At 68.4% G+C, this 16811-nt stretch carries 17 protein-coding genes; 9 read left to right on the top strand and 8 right to left on the bottom strand.

The genetic code is table 11. From position 1 onward, the window contains the following. Positions 1 to 7: 7 nt before the first annotated feature. From AC3WSN_RS15070 to AC3WSN_RS15050, 5 genes are read right to left on the bottom strand one after another with little or no spacing between them, the layout of a single operon-like run. Positions 8 to 598 carry a DUF447 domain-containing protein gene (locus AC3WSN_RS15070; protein ID WP_192707745.1) on the bottom strand — a complete coding sequence of 197 codons (591 nt, stop codon included), beginning with the start codon at positions 596 to 598 and terminating at the stop codon, positions 8 to 10. A 4-nt stretch (positions 599 to 602) separates the two neighbouring features. Further along, a complete protein-coding gene (locus AC3WSN_RS15065; RefSeq protein WP_492538960.1) occupies positions 603 to 2165 on the bottom strand; it encodes a DUF6513 domain-containing protein in 1563 nt (520 codons plus the stop codon). Further along, the gene (locus AC3WSN_RS15060; RefSeq protein ID WP_492538958.1) at positions 2162 to 2737 is read right to left on the bottom strand and encodes an amino acid kinase family protein; all 576 of its coding nucleotides are present in this window, start codon (positions 2735 to 2737) and stop codon (positions 2162 to 2164) included. Before AC3WSN_RS15060 ends, AC3WSN_RS15065 begins: the two co-directional genes overlap by 4 nt. Then, positions 2734 to 3435: a (5-formylfuran-3-yl)methyl phosphate synthase gene (locus tag AC3WSN_RS15055; RefSeq protein WP_492538956.1), complete on the bottom strand. Its 702-nt coding sequence runs from the start codon at positions 3433 to 3435 to the stop codon at positions 2734 to 2736. Before AC3WSN_RS15055 ends, AC3WSN_RS15060 begins: the two co-directional genes overlap by 4 nt. A 27-nt stretch (positions 3436 to 3462) precedes the next feature. Beyond that, positions 3463 to 3990, bottom strand: a complete 528-nt coding sequence (locus AC3WSN_RS15050) for a DUF3280 domain-containing protein (protein ID WP_492538954.1) — start codon at positions 3988 to 3990, stop codon at positions 3463 to 3465. Between the two features lie 183 nt (positions 3991 to 4173). Between AC3WSN_RS15050 and AC3WSN_RS15045 the strand changes: the two genes are divergently transcribed. The 9 genes from AC3WSN_RS15045 (at position 4174) to AC3WSN_RS15005 (ending at position 12941) form a co-directional block, all read left to right on the top strand. Beyond that, the gene (locus AC3WSN_RS15045; RefSeq protein WP_192707750.1) at positions 4174 to 5409 is read left to right on the top strand and encodes an ABC transporter substrate-binding protein; all 1236 of its coding nucleotides are present in this window, start codon (positions 4174 to 4176) and stop codon (positions 5407 to 5409) included. A gap of 121 nt (positions 5410 to 5530) precedes the next feature. After that, on the top strand, positions 5531 to 6514 hold the full coding sequence (locus tag AC3WSN_RS15040; RefSeq protein ID WP_492538951.1) for a YVTN family beta-propeller repeat protein: 984 nt from the start codon (positions 5531 to 5533) through the stop codon (positions 6512 to 6514). Between the two features lie 67 nt (positions 6515 to 6581). Then, positions 6582 to 7016, top strand: coding sequence for a cupredoxin domain-containing protein (locus AC3WSN_RS15035; RefSeq protein ID WP_192707752.1), 435 nt, complete (start codon positions 6582 to 6584; stop codon positions 7014 to 7016). Beyond that, entirely contained in the window at positions 7016 to 7258 is a 243-nt protein-coding gene (locus AC3WSN_RS15030) for a hypothetical protein (RefSeq protein WP_192707823.1), read from the top strand. The genes AC3WSN_RS15035 and AC3WSN_RS15030 overlap by 1 nt, the downstream gene beginning before the upstream one ends. Beyond that, complete coding sequence (locus tag AC3WSN_RS15025; protein ID WP_192707753.1) at positions 7255 to 8004, top strand: ABC transporter ATP-binding protein; 750 nt, start codon at positions 7255 to 7257, stop codon at positions 8002 to 8004. Before AC3WSN_RS15030 ends, AC3WSN_RS15025 begins: the two co-directional genes overlap by 4 nt. Then, complete coding sequence (locus tag AC3WSN_RS15020) at positions 8001 to 8894, top strand: ABC transporter permease (RefSeq protein WP_210331662.1); 894 nt, start codon at positions 8001 to 8003, stop codon at positions 8892 to 8894. Before AC3WSN_RS15025 ends, AC3WSN_RS15020 begins: the two co-directional genes overlap by 4 nt. 14 nt (positions 8895 to 8908) lie before the next feature. Further along, positions 8909 to 9547 carry a hypothetical protein gene (locus AC3WSN_RS15015; RefSeq protein WP_192707754.1) on the top strand — a complete coding sequence of 213 codons (639 nt, stop codon included), beginning with the start codon at positions 8909 to 8911 and terminating at the stop codon, positions 9545 to 9547. Positions 9548 to 9804: 257 nt separating this feature from the next. Continuing rightward, positions 9805 to 12375 (top strand): TonB-dependent receptor, encoded by a 2571-nt coding sequence (locus AC3WSN_RS15010; protein ID WP_492538949.1) that lies wholly within the window; start codon positions 9805 to 9807, stop codon positions 12373 to 12375. Between the two features lie 212 nt (positions 12376 to 12587). Further along, positions 12588 to 12941 (top strand): hypothetical protein, encoded by a 354-nt coding sequence (locus tag AC3WSN_RS15005; protein WP_192707756.1) that lies wholly within the window; start codon positions 12588 to 12590, stop codon positions 12939 to 12941. 47 nt (positions 12942 to 12988) lie between these two features. Here the strand turns inward: AC3WSN_RS15005 and AC3WSN_RS15000 are convergent, their stop codons facing one another. From AC3WSN_RS15000 to trhA, 3 genes are all read right to left on the bottom strand, one after another. Next, the gene (locus tag AC3WSN_RS15000) at positions 12989 to 14509 is read right to left on the bottom strand and encodes an undecaprenyl-phosphate glucose phosphotransferase (protein ID WP_492538946.1); all 1521 of its coding nucleotides are present in this window, start codon (positions 14507 to 14509) and stop codon (positions 12989 to 12991) included. A gap of 144 nt (positions 14510 to 14653) precedes the next feature. After that, the gene (locus tag AC3WSN_RS14995) at positions 14654 to 15853 is read right to left on the bottom strand and encodes a glycosyltransferase family 4 protein (RefSeq protein ID WP_492538944.1); all 1200 of its coding nucleotides are present in this window, start codon (positions 15851 to 15853) and stop codon (positions 14654 to 14656) included. 131 nt (positions 15854 to 15984) lie between these two features. Next, positions 15985 to 16668, bottom strand: coding sequence for a PAQR family membrane homeostasis protein TrhA (gene trhA, locus AC3WSN_RS14990; protein ID WP_238195243.1), 684 nt, complete (start codon positions 16666 to 16668; stop codon positions 15985 to 15987). Positions 16669 to 16811: the final 143 nt, after the last annotated feature.

Raw genomic sequence — 16811 nt, 5'->3', positions numbered from 1 at the left:
CCCGCCGTCAGCGGTCGTCGCGATCGAGAACGCGCGCCTCGGGGCCGAGCGCCGCCGCGACCTTGTCCTCGATCCAGCCCCAGGCCTCGCGCTCGCGGGGTCCCGCGGTCTTGCCGATGGCGATGGCGAGGTAGGCCATCTCCGTCAACACCTTGTCCGGCTCAAGCATGTGCAGCCGGGTTGAAAGAATGGCGGCTTCCAGGACCGCGGCCTGCGCGCGGTTGTAGCCGATGAACGGCGCGTGCGCGGCGCTGTGGACCAGCCGCCCGCGAAAGCGCGGGCGCGTCGCGTGCGGCTCGACCGCCGCCACCTCGAACTCGGCATGTCCGAAACTGTCGGCGAGGCGCCGCCCCGGGATCGCTGTGCACGCCTCCGTCGGCCACTCGCGCCGGCCCGTCACCGCGCCCGCGATGACGCGGATGTCGCGGGGGCTCGACGCCGCGAAGTACGGACTGGCCTCCAGGTTGACGATGGTCGGCGACGGCCGGAACGGCGCCAGCACGTAGCCCTCGTCCTCGCCGATCAGCCCGAACGGCACGAGATGCAGCTCGCCCGCCGGCGACAGGGTCGTGACGATCGTCTCAAGGATCAAAGGCATCGGCTCACGCCCTGTCGACCGGCACGAGCCGCCCGCAGACCAGCTTGGCCTTCGGGTCCTGCGGTTGCTCGGGCGCCGCTTCCGCGCGCGCGCCCGCTTCGGAGATGATCTCGGGCGCGCGCGCGTCGGCCTCGGGCCGCACGAGGCGCGCGTCCCGCGTGCCGGGCGGCGGCGCGTCAGGGCCGGAATGGCGCGTGTGACCGGCCTTCTTGAAGGCGGTGGCATCCTCCACCTCGGCGTCGGCCGCGCAGCCCCATTCGAGGGGCTCGTCCTGCACGTAACGCTTTCCGAGCCGCCAGGCGGTCTCGGCCTTGGCGAGTTCCGCCCCGAGATAGAAGGCATGCGCCCCGTCGCTGGCGACATCGAGGTCGGGGAAGAAGGCCATCGCGTCGGTGCCGACCCTGTGGATGTCGCGGTTGTAAACGTGGATCCCGTCCTCCGCGACCGCGATCCGGTAGTTGGGATCGCGCACCTCGGCGGCCGCCTGCGCTACTTCCTCGGCGGTCTGCACGAAGGGGCGCTTGTCGTGAAGGGCGAGCAGCGCGCGACCATACCCCTTGGGCAGCGCGGAATCGGCCTTGGCGGCGTACATGACCCGGCGGGCGGCGTCGTGCTCCTCGACGGTGCGGCGGGTGTGGTTGGAGACCTGCACGATCAGCACGTTGCGGATCGAAAGCTCCGAGCACATGCCGACGAGGAGGGCGGTCACGCCCAGCGAGTCGGCCTCGGTCAACTCCGTGAGATTGCCGGTGCCCATCATCATCTCGATCTCCGGCCAGCGGTCGCGGGTCTCGCGATAGCGGGCGATCGAATCCACGAAGCCGTGATGAATCGGCTCCAGAATCGGATCGGCCAGGAACGGCCGCCCGGCCTTCAGCATCCGCTCGATCGCCCGGTCGAGGGACGGCAGGTCGTCGGGCCGCAGCGGCACGAGAATCGGCACCGCGTCGGTCTCGAAGGCGAGATCGAGGGTCTCCTCGTTGAGGCTCAGCAGGTAGTCGGCCCCGGCGCCGGCGCCCCGGGCGAGCTCCTCGCGGGAGAAGGAATCGACACTGACCGTCAGGCCGGCGTCTTTCATGGCCTTCACGGCGTCCTCGAGGTGGGGAAACGGCGTGTCGGGCAGCCCGCCCAGATCGATGACATCGGCGCCTCGCCGGGCGAGGTCGAGGCCCTTGGTCAGGATCGCGTCGACGCTCATCTTCGAGGCGTCGACGATCTCCGAGAAGATCCGAAGATCGTGCCGGGAGAGGTCCACCTTCCGGGCCGACAGGCCGAGCCACGCGGGCAGGTCCACGACCTCGTCGGGGCCGCGCTCGACCGGTACGCCGAAATGCGCGGCGAGGTGCTCGGGATTGGCGCGGCACCGGCCCGGCAGGATCACCCGAGTCGCGCCCTCGGGCAGCGTGACACGGCGGCGAATGATCTCCTCGGTCATCAGGGCGGCGACCTTCACGCCGGCATCGGCGATGCTCCACCGGAACCGGTCCGGCAGGCCGGCCGCGACCTTCTCCAGCCGCGCCCGCGCGAGGCGGCCGGTGACGAAGACGATATGCTCGGGCGCGCTCACGCGGCATCCTTCAGGGCGACCGTGACCTTCTCGGCCGGCCCCCAGATCTCGATCGGGCCGCCGAACCGTGCGGCGAAGTCTGGGAAGGCAACATCCACCAGGCCGATGCGCGCGAGGGCGGCGGCATCGTGACCGCCGGGCGCATCGACGGACTTCACCAGCACGCAGCGTTCGGCCTGGACCTGTGCGGCGAGCCAGAGCGCGAGGCTGTCGGAGGTGACGTCCCAGGTCTCGGGTATGTCCGGATGACCCGCGCGCAGACGGCGCGGGTTCCACACCCGTGCCCGGGCCGGCGCAGCCTCCGTCCAGGGCTCCAGGCTCTGCACCAGGCGCGGCTCGATCCCGCGGAAGATGCCGGCGGCATCGCTCATGGCGTCGAGCGCGCGGCGATGGGCTTCGGCGTCGCTGAAACCCTCGCGCGCCTGCGCGGCCCGCACGGCACCCGCGAAGGTGCCGCCGCCCGGCACGACGATGCAGCGCCCGAGCACGCCGTCGGCGAGCGCGGTCAGCAGCGCGCGGCGGCGATGGGGGTCCGCCTCAAGGCTGCCGCCGACCTTGACGACGGCGGTCACGCGGCGTCCCGCCGGCTCGGCCGCAGGGCGCGCAGCGCCTCGGCCACCCGTAGGGGATCTATGCCGTTGCGGCGATCAAAGTCGCGGCACAGGCCGCCGCGAAAACCCAGATAATCCGGTGCGTACGCGCCGAGGCTCGGGATATCGATGACCCGCAGCGAGCCCGCGAGGCCGCTCATCAGCCCGTTGTCGCGGCAGGCCGCGGTGAAGGCCGCAAGATCCGCCGGCGCCGCGAGATCGGGAAGACGCGCGCCCCGCTTGCCGGCCGTGTCGATCATCGCGCCCGCGAATCCGGCATCGGCGAGGTACGGGACGAGGGCGGCGGCCGGGCCGTCCTCGGCGAACAACACGGCGATCAGGCGTCCGGGCGCCGCCGCGGCGAGAGCCGCCAGGGCAGCCCGATCCCGACGTCGTGCCGGGCCGATACCGGTCTTGACCCAGTCCACCCCCGACGCCGCCATCGCGACCACGTCGCGCGGCGTCGGCTCGGCGACCGCGCTGGTCACGGCACCGCCGGACACCCGGGCGACGATCTCCCGTACGGTCCGGGTGTCGAGCGCGCCGAGCGCCCCGCGCTCGGGATCCTTGGCATCGACGAGGTCGGCCCCGGCCAGCCGCGCAGCCTCGGCCTCGGCCGGATCACGGACACTGACGAGAAGACGGGGCAGGGGAGTGGCTTGGGCAGGGGACGCGGACACGGATGACTCGGGACTCTACGGAAGGCCTCATGACTTTCCGGGCAGCGGCTCGGCGAGCAGGCGGTTCTTCACCACCCACCGCATGGCGTGGGCCCAGGTATCGTCGGTGTCGGCCCGGATCGTCACCTGCCCGCCGCGCACCACCTTGCCGGTCTCGGCCTCGGCGATGGTAACGTTCAGGTTGAAGATCTGACCGGACCCCTTCTCCACATAACCCGTCACGACGAGGTCCGCACCCAGGCTCTTGCCGATGTCCGCAGCGCAACCGTTGCACTTGTAGAGCGGACCCTCCTTGGCCACGGTGTCGGCCTTCGGCGCCGTATCGACCATCTCTAGCCCCGCCTGATCGTGGAGAGCCTTGCGCAGCTCGTCGGTGACCAGCGTGAGCTTCTTGGTGTCGGCCGGCCTTGCACGGGCGCCGTAGGAGGCGCCGGGATCGAACAGCTCCACCGGGAAGACGGCGGCCTTCTGTGCGGCCAGGGCCGCGCCGGGCAGGGCAGTCCCCATGATGACGAGCGCGCACGCGGTGGCGGCACGGAGAGACTGGGGGCGCATCGTCAGGCTTCCTCTCGACGGTCCGATCGCCGCGTTCGGCGACATCGTTGCCGGCATAGGTCGGGCGAAGGGACAATTTGGCAATGTACTTCGCAGCCTGCGTATTCCACGACGGGAACGTGAACGTCGGGACGACAGGCCGCGGTTGAGCGGTCGGAGCGGAAGCTGTTAGAGGCCGCGCATATGCAAGATCCTGCACCCGACACCGCTGTCCTCCGTCAGGCGTTCCCGGTCTGGCTGCGCGCCGGGCTTGCGGCGCTGGCGCTGTTGCCGCTCTCGGCGCAGGCCCAGCAACCCGCCCCAGAATCGATCGACACCCATATCGGCCTGATCTATCGGCCGCAGCCCGCACCGTCCTCCTACGACGCCGAGGCGGCGCCGGAGGACGAGGGCTTGGCGGGCGCCAAGATGGGCATCGCCGACAACAACACGACCGGCCGCTTCACCAAGCAGACCTACGCGCTCGACGAGATCGCGCTGACCGATGACAAGCCGGATCCCGTCGCGGCGGCCAAGGAGCTGGTCGCCAAGGGCGCGCGCTACCTCGTTCTGGCTCTGCCCGCCGACGCGGTGCTGGCGGTGGCGGATGCCGTCAAGGAGACCGGCGCCGTAGTGCTGAACGCCGGGGCCGCGGACGATCGCCTCCGCGGGGCCGATTGCCGGGCCAACGTGTTCCACATCCTCCCATCGCGGGCGATGCTAACCGACGCGCTGGCGCAATACCTGACGGTCATGCGCTGGCGGAAGATCTTCCTGATCGTCGGCCCGACCGACGCCGACAAGGCCTATGCCGACGCGGTTCGCAACTCGGCCCGGAAGTTCGCGCTCAAGATCACGGCCGAGAAGCCCTGGACCTTCGGACCGCTGGCCAAGGCGCGGGGCGATACCCCGACCCGGGCCGAGGCGATGGTCTTCACCCGGGGGCTCGACTACGACCTGGCCATCGTGGCCGACGAGGAGGGCGACTGGGGCGACTACGTGCCCTACCGCACCGTCGATCCGCGCCCGGTCGGCGGCACGCAGGCGCTGACGCCCACGACCTGGTCGCCCGTGCTGGAGACCTGGGGGGCCGCCCAGGCGCAGAACCGGTTCCGACGGCTCGCCGGACGCCTGATGCGCCCGCTGGACTACCAGGTCTGGGCCGCGGTGCGGACCGTCGGCGAGGCCGTGACAGCCAAGAAGACCAACGATCCGGCGGTGATCGGGCCGTATCTCGCCGATCCCGCCTTCACGCTGCCCGCCTACAAGGGCGTGCCGCTCAGCTTCCGGCCCTGGGACCACCAGCTCCGGCAGGCGATCATTGTGGTGCAGCCGAAGGCGCTGGTCTCGGTGGCCCCCGAGCAGGGCTTCCTGCATCAGCGCACCCCGCTCGACACGCTCGGGGTGGATCTTCCGGAAACCACCTGCAAGTTCAAGTGAGGCCTCCGCCTGCGGCGTTGGTGAGCGGCCGGCGCTCTCGCAACGCGCGGAAATCGCACTACAATTGTCCTCCGAGAACGTCCTTCGAGGACGCCGGGAAGTCGCAAGGGAAGGGAATGGTATGAACCGCCGCGTCGAGGCAGGCCTGAGTGTGTGCGCCCTCGGAGCGTGGCTCGCCCTGTGCGGGCCGGCCGCCGCCTTCACCGCCTACGTTACCAACGAGAAGGGCAACTCGGTCAGCGTCATCGACACGAACACGATGACGGTGACGGCGACCTGGAAGGTCGGGCGCCGCCCGCGGGGCGTGACCGTGTCGAAGGACGGCAAGGAGCTGTTCGTCTGCGCGAGCGACGACGACCGCATCGACGTGCTCGATACGAGTTCCGGCAAGGTGGTACGCTCCCTGCGCTCAGGCCCGGATCCGGAGCAGTTCATCCTCGATGCGTCCGGCAACCCGCTTTACGTCGCCAACGAGGACGACAGCCAAGTCACCATCATCGACATCGAGAAAAACAAGGTCCTGGCCGAGGTGCCGGTCGGCGTCGAGCCCGAGGGAATGGGCCTGTCGCCGGACGGGAAGATCCTGGTCAACACCTCCGAGACGACCAACATGGCCCATTTTATCGACACCAAGACCTTCCAGGTCATCGACAATGTGCTGGTCGATGCCCGGCCGCGCTTCGCCGAGTTCACCGCCGACGGCAAGTTCCTGTGGGTGTCGGCGGAGGTCGGCGGCACGGTAAGCGTGATCGATGTGGCCCAGCGCCGGGTGATCAAGAAGATCAGCTTCAAGATCCCGAGCGTGAACGACGAGGCGATCCAGCCCGTCGGCATCCGGATCACGAAGGACGGAACGAAAGCCTTTGTGGCGCTCGGCCCGGCCAACCGGGTCGCGGTCATCGACGCGAAGTCCTACGAGGTCGAGAAGTACCTGCCGGTCGGCCAGCGCGTCTGGCAGCTCGCCTTCACGCCGGACCAGAAGCAGCTCTTCACCACGAACGGGACCTCCAACGACGTCTCGGTGATCGACGTCGCCGCCGAGAAGGTGGTCAAGAGCATCCCGGTCGGCCTGCTGCCCTGGGGCGTGGCGATCTCGCCGAACTGATCCGGCGCGGATTCGGGATCCGAAGCGAACAGGGCACCCGGCGTGGCGCCCAAGGGTAGGAAGCGACATGACGCGGATGTTTCGAACGGCAGCCCTCGCCCTGGCGGGGCTGCTCGCGGCCGGTCCGGCGCTGGCGCTGGACCTTACCAAGAAGCGGGAGAATCTGCCCGACCTCGTCCTGGGTGATGATCAGGGCAACGACTTCGTCGTCGAGAACAAGGACCTCACGCTCGAATCCGGCAAGGCCTACCGGCTGCGCATCGTCGCCAAGGGCCGCCAGGAATACAAATTCTACGCGCCGGAGTTCTTCCGATACATCTGGTTCAACCAGATCGTGATTGAGCACAAGGAGATCCACGGCGGCGGCCCGCCCGACCACCTGGAATTCGACGATCCCGGCGAGATCGCCATCGAGTTCGTCGCGATCAAGCCCGGCACCTACACGTGGTCGGTGCACGGCCTGGAAGCCAAGGGCATGACCGGCACGCTGACGGTGAAATGATGCGCATCCTCCTGCTCGCCGCCTGCCTGCTCGCCGCCGGTCCGGTCCTCGCGGCCGACGACGCCTCTTCCTGCGCCGAAGGCATCACGATGATCCGCGACGCGCTCGCACTGAATCCGCCCGAATCCGCAGTGCCGAAGCTCAAGAAGGCCTTGCGGGTCGCCGAGCGGGAGCAGAAGGAGGGCGAGTTCGACGAGTGCCTCGACGCGGTCGCCGACGCCAGAAAGGTGCTCGGCCGATGAGCATGGCGGAGGCGGCTGCCCTCCAGGTCGACCATGTCGGCCACCGGTTCGGAACTCGGGCGGCGCTCGACGACGTCTCGATTACGGTCGGGCGCGGGCACTTCGCCGTCCTGCTCGGACCGAACGGCGCCGGCAAGACGACGTTGTTCTCGGTGATCACCCGGCTCTACAACAACCAGACCGGCCGGGTGGCGATCTTCGGCCATGCCCTCGACCGGGAGCCCTCGCGGGCGCTCGCCCGGCTCGGCGTCGTGTTCCAGGCACGCACCCTCGACACCGACCTCACCGTCGAGCAGAATCTGCTGTACCACGCGAGCCTCCATGGCATTGCCCGCGGCGCCGGGAAGGCGCGTGTCGGGGCGTTGCTCGACCGGGTCGGCCTCGCGGATCGGCGGCACGACAAGGTCCGCACCCTGTCGGGCGGCCAGTCGCGACGCATCGAGATCGCCCGCTCGCTGATCCATCGCCCGGATCTGCTGCTCCTCGATGAGCCGACCGTCGGGCTCGACCTCGAATCCCGCGCCGACATCGTGGCGATCGTGCGCGCGCTGGTGCGGGAGGAGGGGCTGTCAGTCCTCTGGGCGACCCATATCTTCGAGGAGATCGCGCCCCAGGACGACGCCGTCGTGCTGCACCGGGGCCGGATCATCGCCCGCGGCCGGGCCGGGGACATCGGCAGCCCGGGCGAGTCCCTGGCCGATGCCTTCCGCCGCCTCGTGGCCGAGCCGGGGAGGGCTGCGGCATGAGCGCGCCGATACAGGTCTCGTCCGCCCCTGCCGCCGTCACGGCACGCGGTGCGCAGCAGCGGATCGGGCGGCTCGACGCGGTCGGGTACCTGATCTGCCTCGGCGGGATCGTCCGCCGGGAATTGCTGCGTTTCTTCAATCAGAAGGAGCGGTTCTTCTCGGCGCTGGTCCGCCCGCTCGTCTGGCTGTTCATCTTTGCGGCGGGCTTCCGCAATACGCTGGGTGTCTCCATCGAGCCGCCGTACCAGACCTACGTGCTCTACGAAGTCTACGTGGTGCCCGGGCTGGCGGTGATGATCCAGCTCTTCAACGGCATGCAATCGTCGCTCTCGATGGTCTACGACCGCGAGGTGGGGTCGATGAAGGTGCTGCTGACCTCGCCCTATCCGCGCTGGCTGCTGCTGCTCGCCAAGCTGATCGCGGGCGTGGCCGTGTCCGTCGTGCAGGCCTATGCGTTCCTGGCGGTGGCCTACTTCTGGGAGACCGACATCCCACCGCTCGGCTACCTGACGGCGCTGCCGGCATTCCTGGCCTCGGGCCTGATGCTCGGGGCGATCGGGCTGTTCCTGTCCTCGCTGGTGCGCCAGCTCGAGAACTTCGCCAGCGTGATGAACTTCGTGATCTTCCCGATGTTCTTCGCCTCCTCGGCCCTCTACCCCTTGTGGCGGATCCGGGAATCCTCGGAGACGCTGTACTGGATCTGCGAGCTGAACCCATTCAGCCACGCGGTGCAGCTCGTCCGCTACGCCCTCTACGTCCAGTTCGAGCCGGTCGCCTGCGCCGTCGTGGTCGGCGTGACGCTCGCCTTCTTCGGCGCCGCCGTCGTCGCCTACGATCCCGGCCGCGGCATCATGGCCCGGCGCGGTGGCCCGGCCGGCGAGACCCCCTGATGGAGCCCGTTCCGATGAACCGTCTTGTCTCCCGCATCCTGGGCAGCGCGCTCGGGCTGAGCCTCCTCGCCGGACCGGCGCTGGCGCAGCCGCGCCAAGATCCCGACTGGCCCTGTGTCCAGCGCAAGGTCGCCACCCTGAGCCCCGGCCAGTTCTGGACGGGCCCGGACATCGCCGCGGCCGGCGATTGGGGCAGCGACAACGATGCTGCGGTGCTCGCCCAGAAGATCGCCTCACGGCGCACCGATCTTCCGCAGGTCGGACCGCTCCTCGATGAGTTCGCCGGCAAGTTCGGCACCGACAAGGACGCCAAGGACAAGGCCCTGACCCGCGTCTATGCGGGCGTGTTCGAGGTGATCAACGGCGAGCGCGACAAGGTCGTCGGCGGCATAGCCCGCTACGCCCAGGGCCAGCGCCGGATGGCGGAGCGGATCCGCGACGAGGCCGACAAGATCAGCCAGGTCAAGGACGCACCGAGCGCATCCGATGCGACGGAGCTTCCGAAGGATCAGTCGGAGCTGGAGACGAAGTTCGCCTGGGACCGGCGCATATTTCAGGAGCGCAGCCAGTCGCTCACCTATGTCTGCGAGGTTCCGCAGCTCCTTGAGCAACGGCTCGGCGAGATCGCACGGATGATTCAGGCACGGCTCTGAATCCCTTCTCCCGTCGCGCGAAACTCTTGCCACATCATCCCGAGGCGCTTGCCGAAATTTCCTTAAGTGCTTGATTGCGCTCAAGAAACTGTTGCGGTTTGATCACGTCGCTTCGGCATCCACGTCCCGGCGCGTGAAATGCGGCGAAAACAGCGCGATCGCGGTTCACGAACAATTGTGCAGCTCTCCGCCACTCGGCATGAGGGACCACAAGCTCGTCGAGAACGAGCATGGGTCTTGGGCCACGGGGGTTGGGAATGTCACTTCGCGCGTTGCGGAGCAGCTTGGTCGCGTCTGCGTCGATTGTCGCTGGAACGGTCCTCTCGGGGACCGCGCAGGCTCAGCAATCGGTGACACTGGGTGAGATCAGCGTGGTGTCCACGACGCCGGTGGGCTCCGGTGGCGGCAGCTCGAGCCAGGCGCAGACTTTCAACGGTCCCGGCCCGGTGCCGCCGCTCGGATCCGTGCCGCCGACCGGCCTGACCCGCCTGCGCGGCAGCGAGCAGCCCCTCTACAAGATTCCCAGCACGGTGGAATCGGTGACGGCGAGCGACCTCGCCATCGATCAGGCCAGCAGCAACCTCGTCACGACGCTGGCCCGGCGCACGCCCGGCATCAACATCTCCGACTCGCAGGGCAACAACAACCGCGTGGACGTGACCTATCGCGGCTTCACGGCCTCGCCGGTGCAGGGCGTGCCGCAGGGGCTCGCCGTCTACCAGAACGGCGTGCGCATCAACGAGGCCTTCGGCGACGTCGTCAATTTCGATCTGATCCCGCAGCAGGCGATCCAGCGGATCGACGTCGTCACCGGCAACCCGGTCTTCGGCCTCAACGCGCTGGGTGGCGCGGTCAACATCCAGATGAAGAACGGCTTCACCTGGCAGGGTACCGAGATCGCCGCCTGGGGCGGCTCCGATGCCCGCACCGCCGGCTACCTGCAATATGGCAAGGTGGTCGACAACTGGAGCGTGTATTTCACCGGCGACGGGCTGAACGACCGCGGCTGGCGCTACGAGAGCCCGAGTACGATCGGCCGGCTCTACGCGGATCTCGGCTACCGCTCGCAGGATTCGGAGTTCCACCTGATCGGCTTGGCCGCACGCAGCTTCTTCGGCGCCGCCGCCGCAACGCCGGTGGACTTCACCCATCGCGACCCGCGGGCGATCTTCACCTTCCCGCAGACCACCACGACAGAGGTCGGCTCGCTCCAGCTCACCGGCCGTGTCGATATCTCGCCGACCTGGGATCTCGCCGGAAACGCCTATTTCCGCCGCTTCAGCCAGACCTACGTGGATGGCAACGACGGCAACTTCGAGAATTGCAGCACGCGTTCCAGCTTCCGCGGCAATCTCTGCTTCGAGGATGATGGGTTCAGCCCATCGGCCGGCCAGTCGCAGCTCGCGTTCCGCAACCAATTCCTGATCCTCGGCCAGCAGAACCAGCGCATCCCGTTCCGGGCCAACATCCCCTACGGCACCCTGGACACGACCCAAACCCAGGCCACAGGCTTCGGCGGCTCCCTGCAGGCCTCGAACCGCGACCAAGTGTTCGGCCTGCCCAACACCTTCGTAGTCGGCGGCAGCATCGACACCGCGAACTACTCGTTCAAGTCGTCCAGCACTCTTGGGGTCATCAACCCCGACCTGTCGATCACCACCAACCCGAGCAACCCCTATTACGGCAACATCCCGGGGCTCGGCACGCCGCAATTGCGGACCGCTGGTGCCCTCGGCATCGCGCCGAGCTCGGTCAACGGCTCGAACCTCTATATGGGCCTCTACACCCTCGATACGCTCGACGTGACCGACCGGCTGTCGTTGACGGCCGGGGCGCGCCTCAACTTCGCGCGCATCCAGAGCGAGGATCTCACCGGTTTCTCGCCGGACGTGACCGGCACGCACTACTTCAACAAGATCAACCCGGTCGCCGGCCTGACCTACCGCTTCTTCGACGCGCTGAATCTCTACGGCAGCTACTCGGAGTCGAACCGTGCCCCGACACCGCTGGAACTGGCTTGCGCCAACCCGGACCGGCCGTGCCTCCTGCCGAACTCGCTGGTTGCCGATCCGCCGCTGAAGCAGGTGACGGCGCGGACCTACGAGGTCGGCTTCCGGGGCCAGCTGCCGAACACCTATGACGGCGGCGTCATCACCTACAAGATCGGTGCGTTCCGCACGGATCTCAGCAACGACATCCTGTCGCTCGCCACGCCCGGCAATACGGCGCGCGCCTATTTCGTCAACGTGCCCTCGACGCAGCGGCAGGGGATCGAGGTCGGCAGCGAGTACACGGCCGATTACCTGCGGGTCTACGCCAACTACGCGCTGGTCGACGCCACCTTCCAGTTCAACGGCACCCTGTCGTCGCCCAACAACCCGCTCGCGGATGACGGCGCCATCCAGGTGCGCAAGGGCAACATCGTGCCGCTGGTGCCGGCGCACCAGATCAAGGCCGGCTTCGACTACTTCATCACACCCGACTGGCAGCTCGGCCTCTATCTCCAGGCCTTCTCCTCGTCCTACTTCCGCGGCGACGAGTCGAACCTGAACCGCAAGCTTCCCGCCTACTACACGCTGAACCTGCAGACGAAGTATCAGGTGACGAAGAACCTCGAGGTCTTCGGGCTGATCACCAACCTGACCAACAACCGCTACGCGACGTTCGGCACCTTCGCGGAGCCGGGCCCGGTGGCCGGGAACCTGCGGATCAGCGATCCGCGGACCACGACCCTGGCACAGCCGTTCTCAATCTACGCCGGCGTCCGCTACGCGTTCGGCGCCGACCCGGTGCCGATGTCGCCGGAGCCGATCATCCGCAAGTACTGACGAACGGCACGACTTGATGCGGGCGTTCCCGGCGGCCTCCAGGCCGCGCGAGGGCGCCCGCTTTCGTTTCTGATGGCGCGGTGCGGCCTCCTGTCTCAGGAACGGCCCGATGCGCCCGGCGTCTCCAGGGTAGTCGCAACCGGACGTGGCGGCCCGCGTCGTCGCGGGCAACCGGAGCCGGTCGTGCTCAGGTGCAGTGGAGAAACGCCTCAATGATGATCAGATTCGCCCTCGCAGCCCTGGCCCTCGCCGCAGCCACACCGGCCCTGGCGACCCCGTGCTCCGACGAGGTCGACACCCTGCAGCGGCGGCTCGACAGTGCCGGTGCAGCCTCCGTGACGGGCACGACGCCGCCCGGCGGCCCGACCTCGTCGAATTCTCCGAAGGCCCTCGACAAGCCGCCGGCCCTCACCAAGTCGGACGCCGACGTGAAGCCGACCGCCTCGGGCGTCGAGGAGGCCAAGAAGCTGGTCGCCCAGGCCCGTCAGCAGGACAAGTCCGGTGACGCTCAGGGCTGCCGCGACACGATCATGAAGGCCAAGGAGAAGGCCGGCGCCCTGCCGTAGGCGGCGCGGGGTGGCCGGTGTCTCGCGGACGCCGGCCGCCTTTACGCTCAGTACGCGTTCTCGGTCTTGAGCAGCGCGAACGGCGTCGTCAGCAGAATCTGGAGGTCCAGCAGGACCGACCAGTTCTCGATGTAATAGAGATCGTGCTCGACGCGCCGTTGCAGCTTCTCGGACGTGTCGGTCTCGCCCCGCCAGCCGTTGATCTGCGCCCAGCCGGTGATGCCGGGCTTGACCTTGTGCCGGGCGAAATAGCCGTCGACGACCTGGTCGTACAGGGTGTTGGCCGCCTTCGCCTGCAGGGCGTGAGGCCGGGGGCCGACCAGGGAGAGATCGCCCTTCAGCACGTTGAACAGCTGCGGCAGCTCGTCGAGCGAGGTCTTGCGGATGAAGCGGCCGACCGGCGTCACGCGCGGATCACCCTTGGTGACCATCTTGGCCGCACCAGCATCGCACTGATCGACGTACATCGAGCGGAACTTGTAGACTTCGATCAGCTCGTTGTTGAAGCCGTGACGCTTCTGCCGGAACAGGACCGGACCGCGCGAGGTCAGGCGGACGGCGAGCGCAACGGCCAGCATGATCGGCGACAGGGCGAGCAGCATCAGCAGGCCGACGCCGCGATCGAACAGCGCCTTCACCACCACATCCCAGTCGGCGATCGGCCTGTCGAAGACGTCGAGCACCGGCACCGAGCCGAGATACGAGTAGCTGCGCGGACGCAGGCGCAGCTTGGCGGCGTGCGCCGACAGGCGGATGTCGATCGGCAGAACCCAGAGCTTGGCGAGCATCTGGAGAATGCGCGCTTCGGCCGTGATCGGGATGGTGAAGACGATCAGGTCCAGGCGGGCATGGCGCGCGTAGGCCACGAGGTCGTCCACGTTGCCGAGCTTCGGATGACCGGCCACCACGTCCGACGAGCGATCGGTGTTGCGGTCGTCGAACACCCCGACGATGCGGATTCCGCTGTCGCTCTGCGTCTCCAGGGCGGCGATGAGATCCTCGGCCGGCTTGCCGCCGCCCACGATCGCGGTGCGCCGGTCGAAACGGCCGGCGCGGGTCTGTGCATCGATGATCTGGAACAGGACGAAGCGACCGACCAGAAGCGCACCGAGACCGGTGGCGAAGAAGGTCCCGAGCCACAGCCGCGAGTAGTGGTCGGCCACCTTGGCGAGGACCAGACCGGCGGCAACCATCAGGAAGGTCATCGACCAAGCGGCGATCAGCCGGATCGCGGTCTTGAAGAAGGCCCGGAAGGCGGCAATCCGGTAGCCGCCCGCGGCCTGGATCAGCGCAACCGTCATCACGGCGATCAAGCCGATGGCTCCGGCATAGGTCAGCCCGTAGGGAACCCGCCCGCGCAGCATCATCAGGTGCAGCAGCGAGCCGAGGCCGAAGATCAGCGCGCATTCGAGCGTCCGAACGATCCCGGCGACCACCACGGGTGAGATCGCCGCCGCCTCCGGCGCGGAGGTCTCGGCGAGCGGCACCGCCTCCGCGCGCATGGCGGCCGGCTGGGCTTCGAAGGGCCCGGTCGCTTCGAGAAGATCCCGGATGTCGAACGCGCTCATCGATGGGCTCCCCCCTGCGCCAGCCTGCGGTTGCTTCAACTGCAGCTTGGCACGGAGCGTTGTCGGAAGACTTAAGGGCGAGCCGACCGCCGCAGCTTTGTCGCGGCGTGTGCGGCGGTGGCCATCACGTTCCCGCCACCGGGCTCACGCGGCCCGCGGTCCGGCAATTTCGCGACGGCTGGCGCTGCGGCGGCCTTCCCGAGCCTGGAATGCCGCCGCGTACCCGGAGACGACCTCGCTGCCCATCCGGTCTAGTGAGAAGCGCTGCCGGATCGACGCGCTGAGCCCGCCCACCTTGGCGGCAAGCCTCTCGGGCGAATCGTCCAGCACCCTTCGGATGCCAGTCGCGAGCGCCTCCGAATCCCGGGCGGGGACGAGGTCGTGTGCGGCCGGACCGAAGATTTCCGGAATGCCGCCGACCCGCGTGGCGACGAGGGGCTGGGCCGCGGCGGCGGCCTCCAGGACGACGTAGGGCAGCGACTCCGCGAGGGACGGGACGACCAGGATGCGGCCCCGCGCCAGCACGGACCGGATCGCCTGCGGAGGCTCGAAGGAGACAGCGCCGGCGAGCCCGAGGCGCGCCACGGTCTCGCGCAGGATCTCGGCATCCGGACCTGAGCCGACCAGCAGCAGGCGCAGCGCCCGGCCCTCGGAACGCAAGCGGACCAGGGCCTCGAGCAGGTAGGGCAGGCCCTTGGCCTCCCGCAGCTCGCCGACATACAGAAGGTCGAACGGATCCTGGACCCGTTCGACCGGCGCGAATTCCGCCTCCGAGATGCCGTTGTGCACGATTCGCGTCACGCGCTCGGGTCCGCCGACAAAGGCTCTGTGCCGGCCGGCGACGTACTCGCTCTCGAACAGGAAGGCGTCCGTGCGCCGGGCGAGCACTCCTTCGGCGCCCATGTAGAGGCGATGGAGCAGGCTGCCCGGCCGGTAATTGTAGCTGCCGCCATGCGGGGTGTAGGCACGGATCGTGGACCCGGCCGCGGCGAGCCGTGCATAGGCGCCGCCCTTGGCGCCGTGCCCGTGCAGGACATCGGCTCCCACCTCTGCGGCTCGCTGGCCCACCGTCCGGAGGCAGGCCCAGTCCGTCAGGTGCGGGTTGCGCCGCATCGGGATCCGGATCAGGCCGAGTTCGAGGCTGGGCATCAGCTCCGCAAGGGCACGCGCGCCGCGCTCGCCGCCGGTGGTCGAATCGCACACGATGCCGACGGCGTGCCCCGATCCAGCCTGGAGGCGGGCGAGATCCACGACGTGGCGGAACAAGCCGCCGACGGGCGCCCGGAACACGTGCAGGATCCGGTACCGCTGAGCGCTGCGGGCGTCGTTCGTTGTGGCGTCCACGATATCGGTCCCGGCAAGATCAATCCCGGGAACGATGCTCCACCGGATGTCGATGAGAACTTAAAGGAAAGCAGATCGCCTCGACCTTTCCCTTGGAAGGGTAACCGGAATTCTACCGGACGAATGTCAATTCAGGTCACAGACATCCCGTTCAGGCTGGCCCAGATGGTTCCGTAATGGCACGCCGTCGCAGCCAACACGAAGCCGTGCCAGATCGCGTTCTGGAATGGCAGCGTCCGCCAGACGTGGAATAGCACGCCGATCGAGTAGAGAGCCCCGCCAATCGCCAGGAGCCACAGTGCCGTCGGCTGAAGCGCCGCGATGACAGACTCGTAGGCGAACAGGCCGCTCCAGCCGAGCATCAGGTAGAGCCCGATCGAGAGGCGGTCGAAGCGACCCGGAAGGAGCAGCTTCACGACGATCCCGACCAGCGCCACGGCCCAGATCATCGCCAGCAGCGCGTAGGCGCGGGGTCCCGATCCGACGAGGGCGACGAGCGGCGTGTAGGTGCCGGCGATCATCAGGTAGATCAGGGCGTGGTCGGCGCGGCGCAGCAGCCACTTGCGCGGGCTGACCGGGTACAGGTTGTAGAGGGCGGAGACGCCGAGCATCAGCACGAGGGCCGTGGCGTAGACCACGACCGCGGCCCGCTCGCCGAGACCGAGATGCGCCGTGACCGCCGTCGCCACCAGCGCCACGGCGCCCGCGAGCCCGAGCACCACGCCGAGCCCGTGTATCACGCCGTCTGCCATGATCTCCCGGGGCGTGTAGTGCCAGGTCAGGGAGAGTGGCCGACCATCTTCCGCGAGAGACATCTTGAAGCCTCCTGCAACGCGTGCAGCTTAAGGCTTGAGAAGTCTTGATCGTTCCATGCGCGGAATGCGGAGATGGAGTTTTCCCAGAGTTTCTGTCCTTTGGGTAAAAGTCTCGTGCGACGCAAGGTCTCTGCTGCGCCGCA

The sequence above is a fragment of the Methylobacterium sp. FW102-HT35C08 genome (assembly GCF_058790235.1).
This window is presented reverse-complemented; position numbering and strand designations above follow the sequence as displayed.

Excerpts from the sequence above, each read along its gene's own strand:
- AC3WSN_RS15030 (WP_192707823.1), top strand. The coding sequence starts at position 7,016 with ATGCGCATCCTCCTGCTCGCCGCCTGCCTGCTCGCCGCCGGTCCGGTC.
- AC3WSN_RS15050 (WP_492538954.1), bottom strand. The coding sequence starts at position 3,990 with ATGCGCCCCCAGTCTCTCCGTGCCGCCACCGCGTGCGCGCTCGTCATC.
- AC3WSN_RS15045 (WP_192707750.1), top strand. The coding sequence starts at position 4,174 with ATGCAAGATCCTGCACCCGACACCGCTGTCCTCCGTCAGGCGTTCCCG.
- trhA (WP_238195243.1), bottom strand. The coding sequence starts at position 16,668 with ATGTCTCTCGCGGAAGATGGTCGGCCACTCTCCCTGACCTGGCACTAC.
- AC3WSN_RS15020 (WP_210331662.1), top strand. The coding sequence starts at position 8,001 with ATGAGCGCGCCGATACAGGTCTCGTCCGCCCCTGCCGCCGTCACGGCA.
- AC3WSN_RS15035 (WP_192707752.1), top strand. The coding sequence starts at position 6,582 with ATGACGCGGATGTTTCGAACGGCAGCCCTCGCCCTGGCGGGGCTGCTC.
- AC3WSN_RS15000 (WP_492538946.1), bottom strand. The coding sequence starts at position 14,509 with ATGAGCGCGTTCGACATCCGGGATCTTCTCGAAGCGACCGGGCCCTTC.
- AC3WSN_RS15025 (WP_192707753.1), top strand. The coding sequence starts at position 7,255 with ATGAGCATGGCGGAGGCGGCTGCCCTCCAGGTCGACCATGTCGGCCAC.
- AC3WSN_RS15005 (WP_192707756.1), top strand. The coding sequence starts at position 12,588 with ATGATGATCAGATTCGCCCTCGCAGCCCTGGCCCTCGCCGCAGCCACA.
- AC3WSN_RS15040 (WP_492538951.1), top strand. The coding sequence starts at position 5,531 with ATGAACCGCCGCGTCGAGGCAGGCCTGAGTGTGTGCGCCCTCGGAGCG.
- AC3WSN_RS15010 (WP_492538949.1), top strand. The coding sequence starts at position 9,805 with ATGTCACTTCGCGCGTTGCGGAGCAGCTTGGTCGCGTCTGCGTCGATT.
- AC3WSN_RS15015 (WP_192707754.1), top strand. The coding sequence starts at position 8,909 with ATGAACCGTCTTGTCTCCCGCATCCTGGGCAGCGCGCTCGGGCTGAGC.
- AC3WSN_RS15070 (WP_192707745.1), bottom strand. The coding sequence starts at position 598 with ATGCCTTTGATCCTTGAGACGATCGTCACGACCCTGTCGCCGGCGGGC.